The organism is Photobacterium sp. AWH4_225 (assembly GCF_056158405.1).
In genome coordinates this window covers 1-18,363 of the sequence record NZ_JBSWTF010000005.1, presented here as the reverse complement: position 1 = coordinate 18,363, position 18,363 = coordinate 1, and the positions used below count along the sequence as shown (strand labels likewise).

Annotated in this window: 6 protein-coding genes, 3 tRNA genes and 6 rRNA genes; 5 read left to right on the top strand and 10 right to left on the bottom strand. The window is 51.3% G+C overall.

The window, feature by feature from the left end:
• Positions 1 to 10 precede the first annotated feature (10 nt).
• From ACXAD4_RS28845 to ubiK, 3 genes are all read left to right on the top strand, one after another.
• Positions 11 to 1,117, top strand: a complete 1,107-nt coding sequence (locus tag ACXAD4_RS28845) for an efflux RND transporter periplasmic adaptor subunit (RefSeq protein WP_475245712.1) — start codon at positions 11 to 13, stop codon at positions 1,115 to 1,117.
• A gap of 12 nt (positions 1,118 to 1,129) precedes the next feature.
• Complete coding sequence (locus ACXAD4_RS28840) at positions 1,130 to 4,249, top strand: multidrug efflux RND transporter permease subunit (RefSeq protein WP_475245710.1); 3,120 nt, start codon at positions 1,130 to 1,132, stop codon at positions 4,247 to 4,249.
• A 131-nt stretch (positions 4,250 to 4,380) separates the two neighbouring features.
• Positions 4,381 to 4,650 (top strand): ubiquinone biosynthesis accessory factor UbiK, encoded by a 270-nt coding sequence (gene ubiK / locus ACXAD4_RS28835; protein WP_317525318.1) that lies wholly within the window; start codon positions 4,381 to 4,383, stop codon positions 4,648 to 4,650.
• A 72-nt stretch (positions 4,651 to 4,722) separates the two neighbouring features.
• Here ubiK and ilvC read toward each other — a convergent pair whose 3' ends face one another.
• Positions 4,723 to 6,207, bottom strand: coding sequence for a ketol-acid reductoisomerase (ilvC, locus tag ACXAD4_RS28830; protein ID WP_475245709.1), 1,485 nt, complete (start codon positions 6,205 to 6,207; stop codon positions 4,723 to 4,725).
• 131 nt (positions 6,208 to 6,338) lie between these two features.
• Between ilvC and ilvY the strand changes: the two genes are divergently transcribed.
• Both ilvY and ACXAD4_RS28820 read left to right on the top strand, forming a co-directional pair.
• Positions 6,339 to 7,217: an HTH-type transcriptional activator IlvY gene (gene ilvY / locus ACXAD4_RS28825; protein ID WP_475245708.1), complete on the top strand. Its 879-nt coding sequence runs from the start codon at positions 6,339 to 6,341 to the stop codon at positions 7,215 to 7,217.
• A 20-nt stretch (positions 7,218 to 7,237) separates the two neighbouring features.
• Entirely contained in the window at positions 7,238 to 8,443 is a 1,206-nt protein-coding gene (locus ACXAD4_RS28820; protein WP_475245707.1) for a Rossmann-fold NAD(P)-binding domain-containing protein, read from the top strand.
• Positions 8,444 to 8,701: 258 nt separating this feature from the next.
• On the opposite strand, the gene ACXAD4_RS28815 is transcribed toward ACXAD4_RS28820, so the two are convergent.
• The 9 genes from ACXAD4_RS28815 to ACXAD4_RS28775 form a co-directional block, all read right to left on the bottom strand.
• Positions 8,702 to 8,778: transfer RNA gene (locus ACXAD4_RS28815), tRNA-Asp, on the bottom strand.
• Between the two features lie 42 nt (positions 8,779 to 8,820).
• Positions 8,821 to 8,936: ribosomal RNA gene (gene rrf / locus ACXAD4_RS28810) — 5S ribosomal RNA — on the bottom strand.
• 84 nt (positions 8,937 to 9,020) lie between these two features.
• Positions 9,021 to 11,907 (bottom strand): 23S ribosomal RNA (locus ACXAD4_RS28805).
• Between the two features lie 261 nt (positions 11,908 to 12,168).
• A tRNA-Ala gene (locus ACXAD4_RS28800) sits at positions 12,169 to 12,244 on the bottom strand.
• A 44-nt stretch (positions 12,245 to 12,288) separates the two neighbouring features.
• Positions 12,289 to 12,365: transfer RNA gene (locus ACXAD4_RS28795), tRNA-Ile, on the bottom strand.
• Between the two features lie 71 nt (positions 12,366 to 12,436).
• A 16S ribosomal RNA gene (locus ACXAD4_RS28790) occupies positions 12,437 to 13,989 on the bottom strand.
• A 383-nt stretch (positions 13,990 to 14,372) separates the two neighbouring features.
• Positions 14,373 to 14,488, bottom strand: a 5S ribosomal RNA gene (gene rrf / locus ACXAD4_RS28785).
• 84 nt (positions 14,489 to 14,572) lie between these two features.
• Positions 14,573 to 17,459 (bottom strand): 23S ribosomal RNA (locus ACXAD4_RS28780).
• 316 nt (positions 17,460 to 17,775) lie between these two features.
• Positions 17,776 to 18,363, bottom strand: a 16S ribosomal RNA gene (locus tag ACXAD4_RS28775); the annotation flags it as partial.

The window sequence follows — 18,363 nt, the reverse complement described above, 5'->3', positions numbered from 1 at the left end:
ACACCCAACAATGAAAAAATGGATAGTGATGCTACTGGTCGCGATTCTGCTTTTCGGCAGCGTGATTGGTTTCAATCTCTTCAAACAACAAAAAATCGCCGAGTATATGGCCAATATGCCCGAGCCAGATTTTCCAGTGACGGTAACAACAGCAGCTCCAAGCAATTGGGTACCAGCCATCGAAGCTATCGGCTTTATCGAGCCTAATCAGGGTGTCACCATCACCACTGAAGTATCTGGTGTGATCCAAAGCATCGATTTTGAATCTGGTGCAACCGTCAAAGCCGAGCAGCAGTTGCTGGCCTTGGACTCAGACGTGGAAATTGCCAACCTGAAGAGCTCCCAGGCGCGCCTTCCAGCCGCCAAAGCCAAATATGAGCGCTACCGCGGCCTATTCAAAAAAGGTTCTATCTCCAAAGAAGCCTTTGATGATGCTGAAGCGTCATACTTCTCACTGGTTGCTGACATCGAAAGCCTGAAAGCGACAATCGAGCGCCGCACCATCAAGGCACCGTTTGACGGCGTTGTTGGTCTTCGCAATGTCTTCCTGGGTGAATACATCCAGCCAGGCAAGGACGTGGTACGTCTTGAAGATACTTCCCTGATGAAACTGCGCTTTACCGTGCCGCAAACCGATATCTCTGAGATCCATTTGGGTCAGAAAGTAGAAATCTTTGTTGATGCTTATCCGGAAACGCCATTTAGCGGCGAAATCAGTGCTATCGAGCCGGCGGTCAACTACCAGAGTGGCCTGGTTCAGATCCAAGCTGACATCCCGAATAACGAAGGCCAGCTTCGCAGCGGTATGTTCGCCCGTGCTCACATTATCCTGCCAACGCTGGAAGATCAGATCATCCTGCCGCAGACAGCTATTACCTACACCCTGTATGGCGATAACGTCTATCTGGCTAGCGAAGACGAAAACGGTGTATTGCGCGTTAAGCAATCCGTGGTCAAAGTCGGTGAGCGCAAAGGTAACAGCGTCCATATCCTTGGCGGCGTGAAAGCGGGCGATACCGTGGTCACATCAGGTCAGGTACGTCTGAGTAACCATGCCAAAGTCCGTGTGGTTGAAAGCAACTCGCTGGAAGCTCCAGCAGAAACCCCAATGCTGTGATCCGGAGGAGACATGCGCTTTACAGATGTTTTTATTAAACGTCCTGTGTTAGCGGTATCGATCAGCTTTTTGATCGCCCTCCTTGGCCTGCAGGCAATCTTCAAAATGCAGGTCCGGGAATACCCTGACATGACCAATACCGTAGTAACGGTAACCACCAGCTACTACGGCGCCAGTGCTGATCTTATCCAGGGCTTTATTACCCAGCCACTGGAGCAGGCCATCGCACAGGCTGACAATATCGACTTCATGACCTCGTCATCAGTGCTGGGTTCATCGACCATTACGGTCACCATGAAACTGAACACCGATCCGAATGCGGCACTGGCCGATATCCTGGCCAAGACCAACTCGGTGCGTTCGCAGCTGCCTAAGGAAGCCGAGGACCCGACCGTAACTATGTCGACCGGCTCGACCACGGCGGTGATGTATATAGGTTTTACCAGTGATGAATTGGTATCAAGCCAGATCACCGACTACCTTGAGCGTGTGATCAACCCGCAGCTATTCACCGTTAACGGTGTATCCAAGGTTGACCTCTATGGCGGTATGAAATACGCCCTGCGTGTATGGTTGGATCCGGCCAAAATGGCTGCCTATAGCCTGACAGCCTCAGACGTGATGAACGTACTGAATGCCAACAACTACCAGTCGGCAACCGGCCAGGCTACCGGCGAGTTCGTGCTGTACAACGGGACAGCCGATACCCAGGTAACCAACACTGACGAGCTGGAAAAACTGGTTGTTTCTACCCAGGAAGGCCAAGTGATCCGCCTTGGTGATATCGCCAAAGTCACCCTGGAGAAGAGCCACGATGTCTACCGTGCTTCTGCCAACGGTGAAGAGGCTGTCGTAGCCGCCATTAATGCGGCACCAAGTGCCAACCCGATCAACATCGCAGCAGATGTCTACGAGCTATTGCCTGAGTTGCAGCGCAACATGCCAAGCAACATCTCGATGAACATCATGTACGACTCGACCATTGCAATCAACGAGTCAATCAATGAGGTTATCAAGACCATTGCCGAAGCAGCGCTGATTGTACTGGTGGTGATCACCCTGTTCCTGGGCTCACTGCGTGCAGTTATCATCCCGATTGTGACCATCCCGCTATCACTGATTGGTGTTGCTATGGTGATGCAGTCCTTCGGTTTCTCGTGGAACCTGATGACCCTGCTGGCGATGGTACTGGCCATCGGCCTGGTAGTAGATGACGCCATCGTTGTATTGGAAAACGTCGACCGTCACATCAAAGAAGGGGAATCGCCGTTCCGCGCAGCAATTATCGGTACCCGCGAAATCGCCGTACCGGTTATCGCCATGACCCTAACACTGGGTGCGGTATATGCCCCTATCGCCATGATGGGTGGGATCACCGGCTCGCTGTTTAAGGAATTCGCCCTGACTCTGGCCGGTGCGGTATTCGTATCGGGGATCATTGCCCTGACGCTATCGCCGATGATGTGTTCGAAGATGCTGAAGGCCAACGAAAAGCCAAGTAAGTTCGAGACCTCAGTCCATCACTTCCTCGACCGCATGACCAACCGCTACGAGAAGATGCTGGGCGGGATCATGAAAATGCGCCCGGTCGTGATTGTATTCGCCCTGATCGTATTCGGTACCCTACCGCTGCTATTCAAATTCATCCCGAGTGAACTGGCACCATCGGAAGATAAGGGCGTACTGGTAATGATGGGTACGGCGCCGTCTAACGCCAACCTTGATTACATCGAGAACACCATGGGTGAAGTTAACCGCATCCTGGTTGACCAACCTGAAGTGGCTTTCGCTCAGGTCTTCTCCGGCGTGCCGAACTCCAACCAAGCCTTTGGTATCGCCTCTATGGTGCCGTGGAGCGAGCGTGAAGCGAGCCAGGCTGACGTGGTTAAGCGTGTCACTGACTTGGTGAAGGACGTGCCGGAAATGGCAGTAACGGCATTCCAGATGCCTGAACTACCAGGTGCGGGCTCTGGCCTGCCGATCCAGTTCGTGATCACTACGCCGAACAGCTTCGAGAGCCTGTTCCAGATCAGTAGCGATATCTTGGGCAAGGTGAAAACCAACCCGATGTTCGTCTACTCGGATCTCGATCTGAACTACGACTCGGCAACGATGAAGATCAAGATCGACAAGGACAAGGCCGGTGCCTATGGCGTGACCATGCAGGATATCGGTATGACCCTGAGTACCATGATGGCTGACGGTTATGTTAACCGTATCGACCTCAATGGCCGCTCTTACGAGGTGATCCCGCAAGTTGAGCGTAAATACCGCCTCAACCCGGAATCACTCAAGGGTTACTATGTCCGCGCGGCTGACGGCAATGCCATCCCACTGGGTAGCCTAGTGACGATTGAAGTGATCTCCGAGCCACGCTCGCTGCCTCACTTCAACCAGTTGAACTCGGCAACCGTCGGTGCGGTTCCAGCACCTGGCGTCGCTATGGGTGATGCGATCAACTGGTTCCAGACCGAAGCGGCCAGCACGCTACCGGCCGGTTACCAACATGACTTCATGGGTGAGGCCCGTCAGTTCGTAACCGAAGGTAACGCACTGTACACCACCTTTGCCCTGGCACTGGCGATCATCTTCCTGGTTCTGGCAATCCAGTTTGAATCGCTGCGCGATCCGCTGGTTATCATGGTCTCGGTTCCGCTGGCTATCTGTGGTGCCCTAATCGCTCTGGCGTGGGGCGCAGCCTCAATGAACATCTACTCACAGGTCGGTTTGATCACCCTAATTGGTCTTATCACCAAGCACGGTATCTTGATTTGTGAGGTAGCTAAAGAAGAGCAGCTGCACCACAAGAAAGATCGTATGGCAGCCGTCATGGAAGCGGCGAAAATTCGTCTGCGTCCAATCCTGATGACCACTGCGGCGATGATTGCCGGCTTGATCCCGCTACTTTACGCCACAGGCGCAGGTGCGGCTCAGCGTTTCAGTATCGGTATTGTTATCGTTGCCGGTCTGGCGATTGGTACGGTATTCACCCTGTTTGTATTGCCGGTGATTTACACCTACCTAGCTAGCATCCACAAACCGCTACCAGTCTTTGTCGAAGACAAAGATCTGGAAAAGCTTAAGCGTGCCGATGAAGCACGCAACGCTCTGAAAGAAGCGCACGATTGCTAAGCAAATAGACTGCGAACCAAGAGGCCGTTTTGACGGCCTCTTTTATTTTGTACCAACACCAACGACAATCCTGTTATATTTGAATAAAATAACGACAACAGATGAAATGCCGTTACGGAGTTAACTAAGCTATGTTTGATCCAAAGAAACTTGAGCAAGTGGCCAAGCAGATCCAGGACGCGATGCCTCAGCCAGTCAAAGAGCTGGGTAATGATGTAGAACAGAAAGTTCGCCAAGTGATCCAAGCACAGCTTGGTAAATTGGACGTGGTTAGCCGCGAAGAATTTGATGTACAGACCCAGGTGCTGCTACGTACCCGCCAAAAGCTATCAGCCCTTGAGCAGAAGCTTGAAGAGCTAGAAGGCCGTATGGCACCAAAGGCTGATACTGAGCAAGAATAAGCGCTTTGCTAACCAATAACAAAAAAGCCCGGATAATCATCCGGGCTTTTTAATATTCAATCTTCAGGGGGCTTAGCCACCCACAGCGATACGCTTCATGTCTGTCATGTAGCCACGCAGCTCTTCACCGATATACTCAACCGGGTGGTTGCGGATAGTGTCGTTCACGGCAATCAGGGTTGCGTTATCTACCTGGTTAGATGTCTCGCCTAGGCCCTTACCGATAACATCTGTGCCAACTGATGGCATGAACTTCTCACGCAGTAGCGGCGTAGCTACGTTAGCGAACAGGTAGTTACCGTATTCAGCCGTATCAGAGATAACCACGTTCATCTCGTACAGGCGCTTACGGGCGATAGTGTTGGCAATCAGTGGTAGCTCGTGCAGCGACTCGTAGTAAGCCGACTCTTCGATGATGCCAGAAGCCGTCATTGCTTCGAACGCCAATTCAACACCAGCACGTACCATAGCCACCATCAAGATACCGTTGTCGAAGTACTCTTGCTCAGCGATTTCAACATCCGAATCAGGGTAGTTTTCGAACTGGGTTTCAGCGGTTTCGCCACGCCAGCCCAGCAGGTTGGCATCGTCGTTTGCCCAGTCAGCCATCATGGTGCTAGAAAAATGACCAGTGATGATGTCATCCATGTGCTTGTTGTAAAGCGGACGCATCAGCTCTTTCAATTCTTCAGACAGTTCAAAGGCTTTTACTTTCGCCGGGTTAGACAGGCGATCCATCATGTGGGTGATACCGCCGAACTTCAGTGCTTCGGTGATAGTTTCCCAACCATACTGAAGAAGTTTGCCGGCGTAGCCTGCATCCACACCATCAGCAATCATCTTCTCATAACATACAATCGAGCCAGCCTGCAGCATGCCACAAAGGATAGTCTGCTCGCCCATTAGGTCAGATTTCACTTCTGCAACGAAAGATGACTCCAACACACCTGCACGGTGGCCGCCAGTCGCAGCAGCCCAGGCTTTTGCGATTTCAAGGCCATCGCCCTGAGGATCATTCTCTGGGTGAACCGCAATCAGCGTCGGCACACCGAAGCCACGCTTGTACTCTTCACGTACCTCTGTACCAGGACATTTCGGAGCTACCATCACCACTGTAATATCAGGGCGGATCTGCATACCTTCTTCAACGATGTTAAAGCCGTGGGAGTAACCCAATGACGCACCTTGCTTCATCAGCGGCATCACTGTTTCAACCACATTGGTGTGCTGCTTGTCCGGCGTCAGGTTAACAACCAAATCTGCTTGCGGGATCAGCGTTTCGTAGCTACCTACTTCAAAACCGTTTTCTTTTGCATTCTTGTAAGACTGGCGCTGCTCGTCGATAGCAGCCTGACGCAGGGCATAAGCCACATCAAGACCAGAATCACGCATGTTCAGACCTTGGTTAAGGCCCTGTGCGCCACAGCCAACAATAACGACTTTCTTACCTTTTAGGTAATCAGCCTCGTTGGCAAACTCGTTGCGATCCATGAATCGGCAACGGCCTAGTTGATCTAATTGCTGGCGAAGATTTAGGGTGTTGAAATAATTAGCCATAACAGCAAACTCCGTGAATTCTATTCCTTGGGCCGACAGTGCTTGTCGAATAATCCGATAGTAGATCACGCAGTAAATTGCGCAAAGTGATATATTCACAATAAGTCATTGCAAAAAGTGCAACATGGAAGATGAACATAAAAACCTTGCAGTTATTCCTTCACCTGTGCGAATCAAAAAGCTTCAGCCAAACCGCCCAGGCCATGCATATCAGCCCATCCGCTCTTAGCCGGATCGTCCAGCGACTAGAAGAAGATTTAGGGCAAACCCTGTTCGTCCGTGATAACCGAAGTGTCGAGCTGACCTCTGCAGGACAAACCCTGTTGCCAACCGCCTCGCTAATTGTGTCCAACTGGCTGGAAGTAAAAGCCGAGCTTGCTGACCACCACCACAAGCTGCAGGGTAAGCTCAAGCTATTTTGTTCCGTCACGGCCAGTTACAGTCACCTGCCAGATATCCTCAACCGCTTCCGCCAACTCTACCCCCAAGTAGAAATACAACTGCTTACTGGCGACCCAGCCCAAGCCATCGATAAAGTTCAGAACGATGAGGCCGATATAGCAATTGCAGCCAAACCTGACACCTTGCCGGGCAAGCTCGCCTATACAGAGCTCGACAATGTCTCGATGTCGGTTATCACACCTCTACTACCGCCACCGAGCTTACAAAAAGCCTTAGCAGACCCACCTAACTGGGCCAGCCTACCTTTTATTTTGCCAGAGTCCGGGACGGCAAGAGATAAAGCCGACAAATGGCTAAAAACAAAAAAAATAAAGCCACAAATTTATGCCCAGGTCGGTGGCCACGAAGCGATTGTCAGTATGGTCGCGCTGGGCTGTGGTATCGGTATAGCCCCTGATGTGGTGATAGAAAACAGCCCGGTAGGAAACAAGGTCAAGCGGCTAGAAAAAGAAAAAGTGCATCCGATGCAATTAGGGCTGTGTTGTAAACAAAGCCGACAAAATGAGCCGTTACTCTATGCGCTACTCAATCTGTTTGGCTGCAATTAATTTTCAATGGAATAATAATAATGCCTCAACCAATCTTAACTCATTCGTACTACTCTGATTTTTACGCAGCCAAGGGCTATGACTTTCTAAAACAAGTCGCGCAGAGCTACCGCACTCCGCCAAACCTAATTATTTTTTCAGTCATGCATTGCTACGAAGGCTCCTTGCCTTATATCAACGTACTGGCAGAGCTTGCCCATCAACTCATATTTGTTCCAAAGGGCGCAACCGCCAGTGGCAACAGCACCATCAAAAAGACCATAGAAAAGTTGCCAAGCTGCACGATAGCCAACGATACCGTTACCAAAGAACAATTGCGTGATCCTCTTTTCGCAGAAGCCTTTATTCGCCAACACATAACAGCAGACAGCAAATTCCTATTGCTCGATCATGGCGGATATTTCTCCCATGCCATCGAACATCTCGGCAGTGTTTTCCAAGAACAGCTCATCGGTATCACCGAGCTTACCGCCAATGGTTTGTACAAATACCTTAACCGAGCGATGAACCATCCACTGGTGACTGTTTCCCACCTTAGTATCAAAGCGCCTGCCGACTATGAAGCTTCGGAGTGCATTGTTCACTATTCTGATCAGATCCTACGTGAAGAGTTTGGTCTCAAGCTCAATAATGATGGGTTTCTCAAGGTTGGAGTGATTGGGGCTGGAAATCTCGGCTGTGGGGTGATCCAGTACCTAAAAGGCAAAGCTATAGGTAACATTTATGTCGCCGACCTCGACCCAAGGAGGCTAACCCAGTTTCCCCGCAACGGTGTTCAAGTTTGTTCAATAGAGCGCTTAGTTCGAGAATGCAACCTCATCTATTGCTGTACAGGTAATGGTGCTATTCCGGAGCACCTGCTCGATACCATCAGTGATAATAGCTTTATTGCCACTGTGACCTCAGCTGACGATGAGCTTAACCTACCCACCTTGATTGCCAATGGGGCGCTCACTGAGGTAGGAGGTAATAAGCTGATCCGAGAATACCAAACCAGAAAGGGCCATCGCCTCTATCTATTGGCCGGCGGCGAATCGGCCAATACACCATTCAAAACAGGGATGGGGGATCCAACCCTGTATCTGTTTGAGGCAGCACATATGCTGGCAGGGCTTCAGTTGCTCTGCCAGCCAGAAAGATTCAAATCAGGTATCCAGCCTTTGAGTGAGAATGACGAGACTGCTATCGCCGAGCACTGGTTAAGGCACTTTTATAATTATCAGTAGGGAAGCGGTCCTGGATCCTGGGTCCTGCACCTCCAAGAGCCCTGTTCTCTACCTCTCACCCCAAGCCATTAGCCCTCTGGCCTGAAACGTAAAAAGCCCAAGCATTTCTGCTTGGGCTTAGTATAAGTGACGGAGAGCCGGGGTCGCGCACTACCGGGACTCAACGCGCCGGGCTTCCGTACGCGACCAAAGTACACAGCACTTTCGGGAGCGTCAGATACAAGAAAGCCCCGTCTTTCGACGAGGCTTCTTAATAAGTGGCGGAGCGGACGGGACTCGAACCCGCGACCCCCGGCGTGACAGGCCGGTATTCTAACCAACTGAACTACCGCTCCACTCAAATCACCGCACGTTCACTGCGATAATCTAAATTGGAAGCCTGGCGATGTCCTACTCTCACATGGGGAGGCCCCACACTACCATCGGCGCTATTACGTTTCACTACTGAGTTCGGCATGGGATCAGGTGGGTCCATAATGCTATGGTCGCCAAGCAAAATTCTTACAATCTTGAAAGCTGATGTTCTCAACACTCATCCAAGTGTTTGCGGAGTCCGTAAAAACCCCTTGGGTGTTGTATGGTTAAGCCTCACGGGCAATTAGTACAGGTTAGCTCAACGCCTCACAACGCTTACACACCCTGCCTATCTACGTCGTAGTCTCCAACAACCCTTCAGGAACCTTATAGGTTCAGGGATGACTCATCTTGAGGCTCGCTTCCCGCTTAGATGCTTTCAGCGGTTATCGATTCCGAACTTAGCTACCGGGCAATGCGTCTGGCGACACAACCCGAACACCAGAGGTTCGTCCACTCCGGTCCTCTCGTACTAGGAGCAGCCCCTCTCAATCATCCAACGCCCACGGCAGATAGGGACCGAACTGTCTCACGACGTTCTAAACCCAGCTCGCGTACCACTTTAAATGGCGAACAGCCATACCCTTGGGACCGACTTCAGCCCCAGGATGTGATGAGCCGACATCGAGGTGCCAAACACCGCCGTCGATATGAACTCTTGGGCGGTATCAGCCTGTTATCCCCGGAGTACCTTTTATCCGTTGAGCGATGGCCCTTCCATACAGAACCACCGGATCACTATGACCTGCTTTCGCACCTGCTCGACTTGTCAGTCTCGCAGTCAAGCGGGCTTATGCCATTGCACTAACCTCACGATGTCCGACCGTGATTAGCCCACCTTCGTGCTCCTCCGTTACGCTTTGGGAGGAGACCGCCCCAGTCAAACTACCCACCAGGCACTGTCCGCACCCCGGATAACGGGGCGACGTTAGAACATCAACACTACAAGGGTGGTATTTCAAGGACGGCTCCACCGAATCTAGCGACTCGGTTTCAAAGCCTCCCACCTATCCTACACATGTAGGGTCAATGTTCAGTGCCAAGCTGTAGTAAAGGTTCACGGGGTCTTTCCGTCTAGCCGCGGGTACGCAGCATCTTCACTGCGATTTCAATTTCACTGAGTCTCGGGTGGAGACAGCGTGGCCATCATTACGCCATTCGTGCAGGTCGGAACTTACCCGACAAGGAATTTCGCTACCTTAGGACCGTTATAGTTACGGCCGCCGTTTACCGGGGCTTCGATCAAGAGCTTCGACCGAAGTCTAACCCCATCAATTAACCTTCCGGCACCGGGCAGGCGTCACACCGTATACGTCATCTTTCGATTTTGCACAGTGCTGTGTTTTTAATAAACAGTTGCAGCCACCTGGTATCTGCGACTGCCAGCAGCTCCAAGAGCAAGTCTCTTCACCGCCGGCAGCGTACCTTCTCCCGAAGTTACGGTACCATTTTGCCTAGTTCCTTCACCCGAGTTCTCTCAAGCGCCTTGGTATTCTCTACCCGACCACCTGTGTCGGTTTGGGGTACGATTCCTTACTATCTGAAGCTTAGAGGCTTTTCCCGGAAGCATGGCATCAATGACTTCAGCACCGTAGTGCCTCGACATCGGGTCTCAGCCTAGTGTAATCCCGGATTTGCCTAAGATTACAGCCTACACCCTTGAACCTGGACAACCGTCGCCAGGCCCACCTAGCCTTCTCCGTCCCCCCATCGCAATAGTAAGAAGTACGGGAATATTAACCCGTTTCCCATCGACTACGCCTTTCGGCCTCGCCTTAGGGGTCGACTCACCCTGCCCCGATTAACGTTGGACAGGAACCCTTGGTCTTCCGGCGAGGGAGTTTTTCACTCCCTTTATCGTTACTCATGTCAGCATTCGCACTTCTGATACGTCCAGCACACCTTACGATGCACCTTCAACCGCTTACAGAACGCTCCCCTACCCAATACCTAAAAGGCATTGCCGCAGCTTCGGTGTATAGCTTAGCCCCGTTAAATCTTCCGCGCAGGCCGACTCGACCAGTGAGCTATTACGCTTTCTTTAAATGATGGCTGCTTCTAAGCCAACATCCTGGCTGTCTGAGCCTTCCCACATCGTTTCCCACTTAGCTATAACTTTGGGACCTTAGCTGGCGGTCTGGGTTGTTTCCCTCTCCACGACGGACGTTAGCACCCGCCGTGTGTCTCCCGGATAGTACTTACTGGTATTCGGAGTTTGCAAAGGGTTGGTAAGTCGGGATGACCCCCTAGCCTTAACAGTGCTCTACCCCCAGTAGTATTCGTCCGAGGCGCTACCTAAATAGCTTTCGGGGAGAACCAGCTATCTCCAGGTTTGATTGGCCTTTCACCCCTAGCCACAAGTCATCCGCTAATTTTTCAACATTAGTCGGTTCGGTCCTCCAGTAAGTGTTACCTCACCTTCAACCTGCCCATGGCTAGATCACCTGGTTTCGGGTCTAATCCTAGCAACTGAACGCCCAGTTAAGACTCGGTTTCCCTACGGCTCCCCTAAACGGTTAACCTTGCTACTAAAATTAAGTCGCTGACCCATTATACAAAAGGTACGCAGTCACCCCGAAGGGCTCCTACTGCTTGTACGTACACGGTTTCAGGTTCTATTTCACTCCCCTCACAGGGGTTCTTTTCGCCTTTCCCTCACGGTACTGGTTCACTATCGGTCAGTCAGGAGTATTTAGCCTTGGAGGATGGTCCCCCCATGTTCAGACAGGATATCACGTGTCCCGTCCTACTCGATTTCACTCGCAATGCGCTACCGGTTACGGGGCTATCACCCTGTATCGCTGAGCTTTCCAGCTCATTCACCTGTCGCAAAACTAGCTTAAGGGCTAATCCGGGTTCGCTCGCCGCTACTGCCGGAATCTCGGTTGATTTCTCTTCCTCGGGGTACTTAGATGTTTCAGTTCCCCCGGTTCGCCTCAATGCGCTATGTATTCACGCATTGATAACTGCTTATGCAGCTGGGTTTCCCCATTCGGAAATCCAAGAGTATCGTGATTCTTACCATCTTCTCTTGGCTTATCGCAGGTTAGCACGTCCTTCATCGCCTCTGACTGCCCAGGCATCCACCGTGTACGCTTAGTCACTTAACCATACAACCCCAAGGGGTCTGTTCGTATGGCTCAACAACCAAGGTTGTTCATCTGAGTATTGATGAACTGTGTTTCGCCGGACTCTTACACAAGACACTTGAATGTGTGTTGCTTGAGAACTCGTTTCATCTTTCGATGAAACTATTAGTTATTGAATTCGAAAATTCAATTTACTAGTCAGCTTTCCAGATTGTTAAAGAGCATGTGTTTATCGTCAGATAACCACTTTCTAAAGATTCTTAAGGAAGAAACCTTAGAGAGTGGTGGAGCTAAGCAGGATCGAACTGCTGACCTCCTGCGTGCAAGGCAGGCGCTCTCCCAGCTGAGCTATAGCCCCAACGATTCGAAAGACTTCACACTCACTTCCTCTGGGAGAGAAAGTGGTGGGTCTGAGTGGACTTGAACCACCGACCTCACCCTTATCAGGGGTGCGCTCTAACCACCTGAGCTACAGACCCAAGTCTTTCACGTTCTTTTACTATTAACCAAGCAATCTGTGTGGACACTGCATAAAACGCAGTCATATCGTTAAGGAGGTGATCCAGCCCCAGGTTCCCCTAGGGCTACCTTGTTACGACTTCACCCCAGTCATGAACCACACCGTGGTAAACGCCCTCCCGAAGGTTAAGCTATCTACTTCTGGTGCAGCCCACTCCCATGGTGTGACGGGCGGTGTGTACAAGGCCCGGGAACGTATTCACCGTGGCATTCTGATCCACGATTACTAGCGATTCCGACTTCATGGAGTCGAGTTGCAGACTCCAATCCGGACTACGACGTACTTTCTGGGATTCGCTCACTCTCGCAAGTTGGCCGCCCTCTGTATACGCCATTGTAGCACGTGTGTAGCCCTACTCGTAAGGGCCATGATGACTTGACGTCGTCCCCACCTTCCTCCGGTTTATCACCGGCAGTCTCCCTGGAGTTCCCGCCATTACGCGCTGGCAAACAAGGATAGGGGTTGCGCTCGTTGCGGGACTTAACCCAACATTTCACAACACGAGCTGACGACAGCCATGCAGCACCTGTCTCAGAGTTCCCGAAGGCACCAATCCATCTCTGGAAAGTTCTCTGGATGTCAAGAGTAGGTAAGGTTCTTCGCGTTGCATCGAATTAAACCACATGCTCCACCGCTTGTGCGGGCCCCCGTCAATTCATTTGAGTTTTAATCTTGCGACCGTACTCCCCAGGCGGTCTACTTAACGCGTTAGCTCCGAAAGCCAGTGTTCAAGACACCAACCTCCAAGTAGACATCGTTTACGGCGTGGACTACCAGGGTATCTAATCCTGTTTGCTCCCCACGCTTTCGCATCTGAGCGTCAGTCTTTGTCCAGGGGGCCGCCTTCGCCACCGGTATTCCTTCAGATCTCTACGCATTTCACCGCTACACCTGAAATTCTACCCCCCTCTACAAGACTCTAGCCTGCCAGTTCCAAATGCTATTCCGAGGTTGAGCCCCGGGCTTTCACATCTGGCTTAACAAGCCGCCTGCATGCGCTTTACGCCCAGTAATTCCGATTAACGCTCGCACCCTCCGTATTACCGCGGCTGCTGGCACGGAGTTAGCCGGTGCTTCTTCTGTCGCTAACGTCAAACACATGCGCTATTAACGCATATGCCTTCCTCACGACTGAAAGTGCTTTACAACCCGAAGGCCTTCTTCACACACGCGGCATGGCTGCATCAGGGTTTCCCCCATTGTGCAATATTCCCCACTGCTGCCTCCCGTAGGAGTCTGGACCGTGTCTCAGTTCCAGTGTGGCTGATCATCCTCTCAGACCAGCTAGAGATCGTCGCCTTGGTGAGCTCTTACCTCACCAACTAGCTAATCTCACCTGGGCTAATCCTGACGCGAGAGGCCCGAAGGTCCCCCTCTTTGCTCCGAAGAGATTATGCGGTATTAGCCATCGTTTCCAATGGTTATCCCCCACATCAGGGCATATTCCCAGGCATTACTCACCCGTCCGCCGCTCGCCGCCCATAAGCGCACCCGAAGGATTGTTTATGTCGCTGCCGCTCGACTTGCATGTGTTAGGCCTGCCGCCAGCGTTCAATCTGAGCCATGATCAAACTCTTCAATTAAAGTTTTGGCTCAATGAAATACTGTTAAACCATTACCGAAGTAATGATTGAATTGACTGTGCCAAATAATAAGTAAACTTAAAATTTGTATTGGTCACTCAGTTTCATTGATAATGCTTTTGTTGACTATCATTTCACGAGTGCCCACACAGATTGCATGGTCAAATTGTTAAAGAACGTTGACTTTCAATGCCTTGGCGCTGTGCGCTTCAGCAAGTCAGGAGGCGTATAATACGCGTTTCTGATATCCAGTCAAGACAAAATTTTCATCTTTTTTCGCAACTGGCGAAAAAGTAAAAACCTTCTGTTGACGTCGCTCACATTGCAATCAGTCGGAGCGAAAGAAAAGCCCGCTGTACCCAGCGGGCTTCCTATAAATCAAAGCCTGGCGATGTCCTACTCTCACATGGGGAGGCCCCACACTACCATCGGCGCTATTACGTTTCACTACTGAGTTCGGCATGGGATCAGGTGGGTCCATAATGCTATGGTCGCCAAGCAAATTCGTTACAATCTAAAAAGCTGATGTTCTCAACACTCATCCAAGTGTTCGTGGAGTCCGCTAAAACCCCTTGGGTGTTGTATGGTTAAGCCTCACGGGCAATTAGTACAGGTTAGCTCAACGCCTCACAACGCTTACACACCCTGCCTATCTACGTCGTAGTCTCCAACAACCCTTCAGGAACCTTATAGGTTCAGGGATGACTCATCTTGAGGCTCGCTTCCCGCTTAGATGCTTTCAGCGGTTATCGATTCCGAACTTAGCTACCGGGCAATGCGTCTGGCGACACAACCCGAACACCAGAGGTTCGTCCACTCCGGTCCTCTCGTACTAGGAGCAGCCCCTCTCAATCATCCAACGCCCACGGCAGATAGGGACCGAACTGTCTCACGACGTTCTAAACCCAGCTCGCGTACCACTTTAAATGGCGAACAGCCATACCCTTGGGACCGACTTCAGCCCCAGGATGTGATGAGCCGACATCGAGGTGCCAAACACCGCCGTCGATATGAACTCTTGGGCGGTATCAGCCTGTTATCCCCGGAGTACCTTTTATCCGTTGAGCGATGGCCCTTCCATACAGAACCACCGGATCACTATGACCTGCTTTCGCACCTGCTCGACTTGTCAGTCTCGCAGTCAAGCGGGCTTATGCCATTGCACTAACCTCACGATGTCCGACCGTGATTAGCCCACCTTCGTGCTCCTCCGTTACGCTTTGGGAGGAGACCGCCCCAGTCAAACTACCCACCAGGCACTGTCCGCACCCCGGATAACGGGGCGACGTTAGAACATCAACACTACAAGGGTGGTATTTCAAGGACGGCTCCACCGAATCTAGCGACTCGGTTTCAAAGCCTCCCACCTATCCTACACATGTAGGGTCAATGTTCAGTGCCAAGCTGTAGTAAAGGTTCACGGGGTCTTTCCGTCTAGCCGCGGGTACGCAGCATCTTCACTGCGATTTCAATTTCACTGAGTCTCGGGTGGAGACAGCGTGGCCATCATTACGCCATTCGTGCAGGTCGGAACTTACCCGACAAGGAATTTCGCTACCTTAGGACCGTTATAGTTACGGCCGCCGTTTACCGGGGCTTCGATCAAGAGCTTCGACCGAAGTCTAACCCCATCAATTAACCTTCCGGCACCGGGCAGGCGTCACACCGTATACGTCATCTTTCGATTTTGCACAGTGCTGTGTTTTTAATAAACAGTTGCAGCCACCTGGTATCTGCGACTGCCAGCAGCTCCAAGAGCAAGTCTCTTCACCGCCGGCAGCGTACCTTCTCCCGAAGTTACGGTACCATTTTGCCTAGTTCCTTCACCCGAGTTCTCTCAAGCGCCTTGGTATTCTCTACCCGACCACCTGTGTCGGTTTGGGGTACGATTCCTTACTATCTGAAGCTTAGAGGCTTTTCCCGGAAGCATGGCATCAATGACTTCAGCACCGTAGTGCCTCGACATCGGGTCTCAGCCTAGTGTAATCCCGGATTTGCCTAAGATTACAGCCTACACCCTTGAACCTGGACAACCGTCGCCAGGCCCACCTAGCCTTCTCCGTCCCCCCATCGCAATAGTAAGAAGTACGGGAATATTAACCCGTTTCCCATCGACTACGCCTTTCGGCCTCGCCTTAGGGGTCGACTCACCCTGCCCCGATTAACGTTGGACAGGAACCCTTGGTCTTCCGGCGAGGGAGTTTTTCACTCCCTTTATCGTTACTCATGTCAGCATTCGCACTTCTGATACGTCCAGCACACCTTACGATGCACCTTCAACCGCTTACAGAACGCTCCCCTACCCAATACCTAAAAGGCATTGCCGCAGCTTCGGTGTATAGCTTAGCCCCGTTAAATCTTCCGCGCAGGCCGACTCGACCAGTGAGCTATTACGCTTTCTTTAAATGATGGCTGCTTCTAAGCCAACATCCTGGCTGTCTGAGCCTTCCCACATCGTTTCCCACTTAGCTATAACTTTGGGACCTTAGCTGGCGGTCTGGGTTGTTTCCCTCTCCACGACGGACGTTAGCACCCGCCGTGTGTCTCCCGGATAGTACTTACTGGTATTCGGAGTTTGCAAAGGGTTGGTAAGTCGGGATGACCCCCTAGCCTTAACAGTGCTCTACCCCCAGTAGTATTCGTCCGAGGCGCTACCTAAATAGCTTTCGGGGAGAACCAGCTATCTCCAGGTTTGATTGGCCTTTCACCCCTAGCCACAAGTCATCCGCTAATTTTTCAACATTAGTCGGTTCGGTCCTCCAGTAAGTGTTACCTCACCTTCAACCTGCCCATGGCTAGATCACCTGGTTTCGGGTCTAATCCTAGCAACTGAACGCCCAGTTAAGACTCGGTTTCCCTACGGCTCCCCTAAACGGTTAACCTTGCTACTAAAATTAAGTCGCTGACCCATTATACAAAAGGTACGCAGTCACCCCGAAGGGCTCCTACTGCTTGTACGTACACGGTTTCAGGTTCTATTTCACTCCCCTCACAGGGGTTCTTTTCGCCTTTCCCTCACGGTACTGGTTCACTATCGGTCAGTCAGGAGTATTTAGCCTTGGAGGATGGTCCCCCCATGTTCAGACAGGATATCACGTGTCCCGTCCTACTCGATTTCACTCGAAATGCGCTACCGGTTACGGGGCTATCACCCTGTATCGCTGAGCTTTCCAGCTCATTCACCTGTCGCAAAACTAGCTTAAGGGCTAATCCGGGTTCGCTCGCCGCTACTGCCGGAATCTCGGTTGATTTCTCTTCCTCGGGGTACTTAGATGTTTCAGTTCCCCCGGTTCGCCTCGCAACGCTATGTATTCACGTTACGATAACTGCTTATGCAGCTGGGTTTCCCCATTCGGAAATCCAAGAGTATTGTGATTCTTACCATCTTCTCTTGGCTTATCGCAGGTTAGCACGTCCTTCATCGCCTCTGACTGCCCAGGCATCCACCGTGTACGCTTAGTCACTTAACCATACAACCCCAAGGGGTCTGTTCGTATGGCTCAACAACCAAGGTTGTCCATCTGAGTATTGATGGACTGTGTTTCGCCGGACTCTTACACAAGACACTTGAATGTGTGTTGCTTGAGAACTCGTTTCATCTTTCGATGAAACTATTAGTATTGAATTCGAAGAATTCAATTTACTAGTCAGCTTTCCAGATTGTTAAAGAGCATAACGCAAAAGCGTTAATCAATAACTGACGTTATTCATTAGCACTTTTGCTATTTCTAAAACCATTTCACCAAGCAATCTGTGTGGACACTGCATAAAACGCAGTCATATCGTTAAGGAGGTGATCCAGCCCCAGGTTCCCCTAGGGCTACCTTGTTACGACTTCACCCCAGTCATGAACCACACCGTGGTAAACGCCCTCCCGAAGGTTAAGCTATCTACTTCTGGTGCAGCCCACTCCCATGGTGTGACGGGCGGTGTGTACAAGGCCCGGGAACGTATTCACCGTGGCATTCTGATCCACGATTACTAGCGATTCCGACTTCATGGAGTCGAGTTGCAGACTCCAATCCGGACTACGACGTACTTTCTGGGATTCGCTCACTCTCGCAAGTTGGCCGCCCTCTGTATACGCCATTGTAGCACGTGTGTAGCCCTACTCGTAAGGGCCATGATGACTTGACGTCGTCCCCACCTTCCTCCGGTTTATCACCGGCAGTCTCCCTGGAGTTCCCGCCATTACGCGCTGGCAAACAAGGATAGGGGTTGCGCTCGTTGCGGGACTTAACCCAACATTTCACAACACGAGCTGACGACAGCCATGCAGCACCTGTCTCAGAGTTCCCGAAGGCACCAATCCATCTCTGGAAAGTTCTCTGGATGTCAAGAGTAGGTAAGGTTCTTCGCGTTGCATCGAATTAA

What these genes read in the sequence shown, in the direction of transcription:
- ilvY (WP_475245708.1), top strand. Translation starts at nt 6,339, where the DNA reads ATGAACATAAAAACCTTGCAGTTATTCCTTCACCTGTGCGAATCAAAA.
- ACXAD4_RS28845 (WP_475245712.1), top strand. Translation starts at nt 11, where the DNA reads ATGAAAAAATGGATAGTGATGCTACTGGTCGCGATTCTGCTTTTCGGC.
- ilvC (WP_475245709.1), bottom strand. Translation starts at nt 6,207, where the DNA reads ATGGCTAATTATTTCAACACCCTAAATCTTCGCCAGCAATTAGATCAA.
- ubiK (WP_317525318.1), top strand. Translation starts at nt 4,381, where the DNA reads ATGTTTGATCCAAAGAAACTTGAGCAAGTGGCCAAGCAGATCCAGGAC.
- ACXAD4_RS28840 (WP_475245710.1), top strand. Translation starts at nt 1,130, where the DNA reads ATGCGCTTTACAGATGTTTTTATTAAACGTCCTGTGTTAGCGGTATCG.
- ACXAD4_RS28820 (WP_475245707.1), top strand. Translation starts at nt 7,238, where the DNA reads ATGCCTCAACCAATCTTAACTCATTCGTACTACTCTGATTTTTACGCA.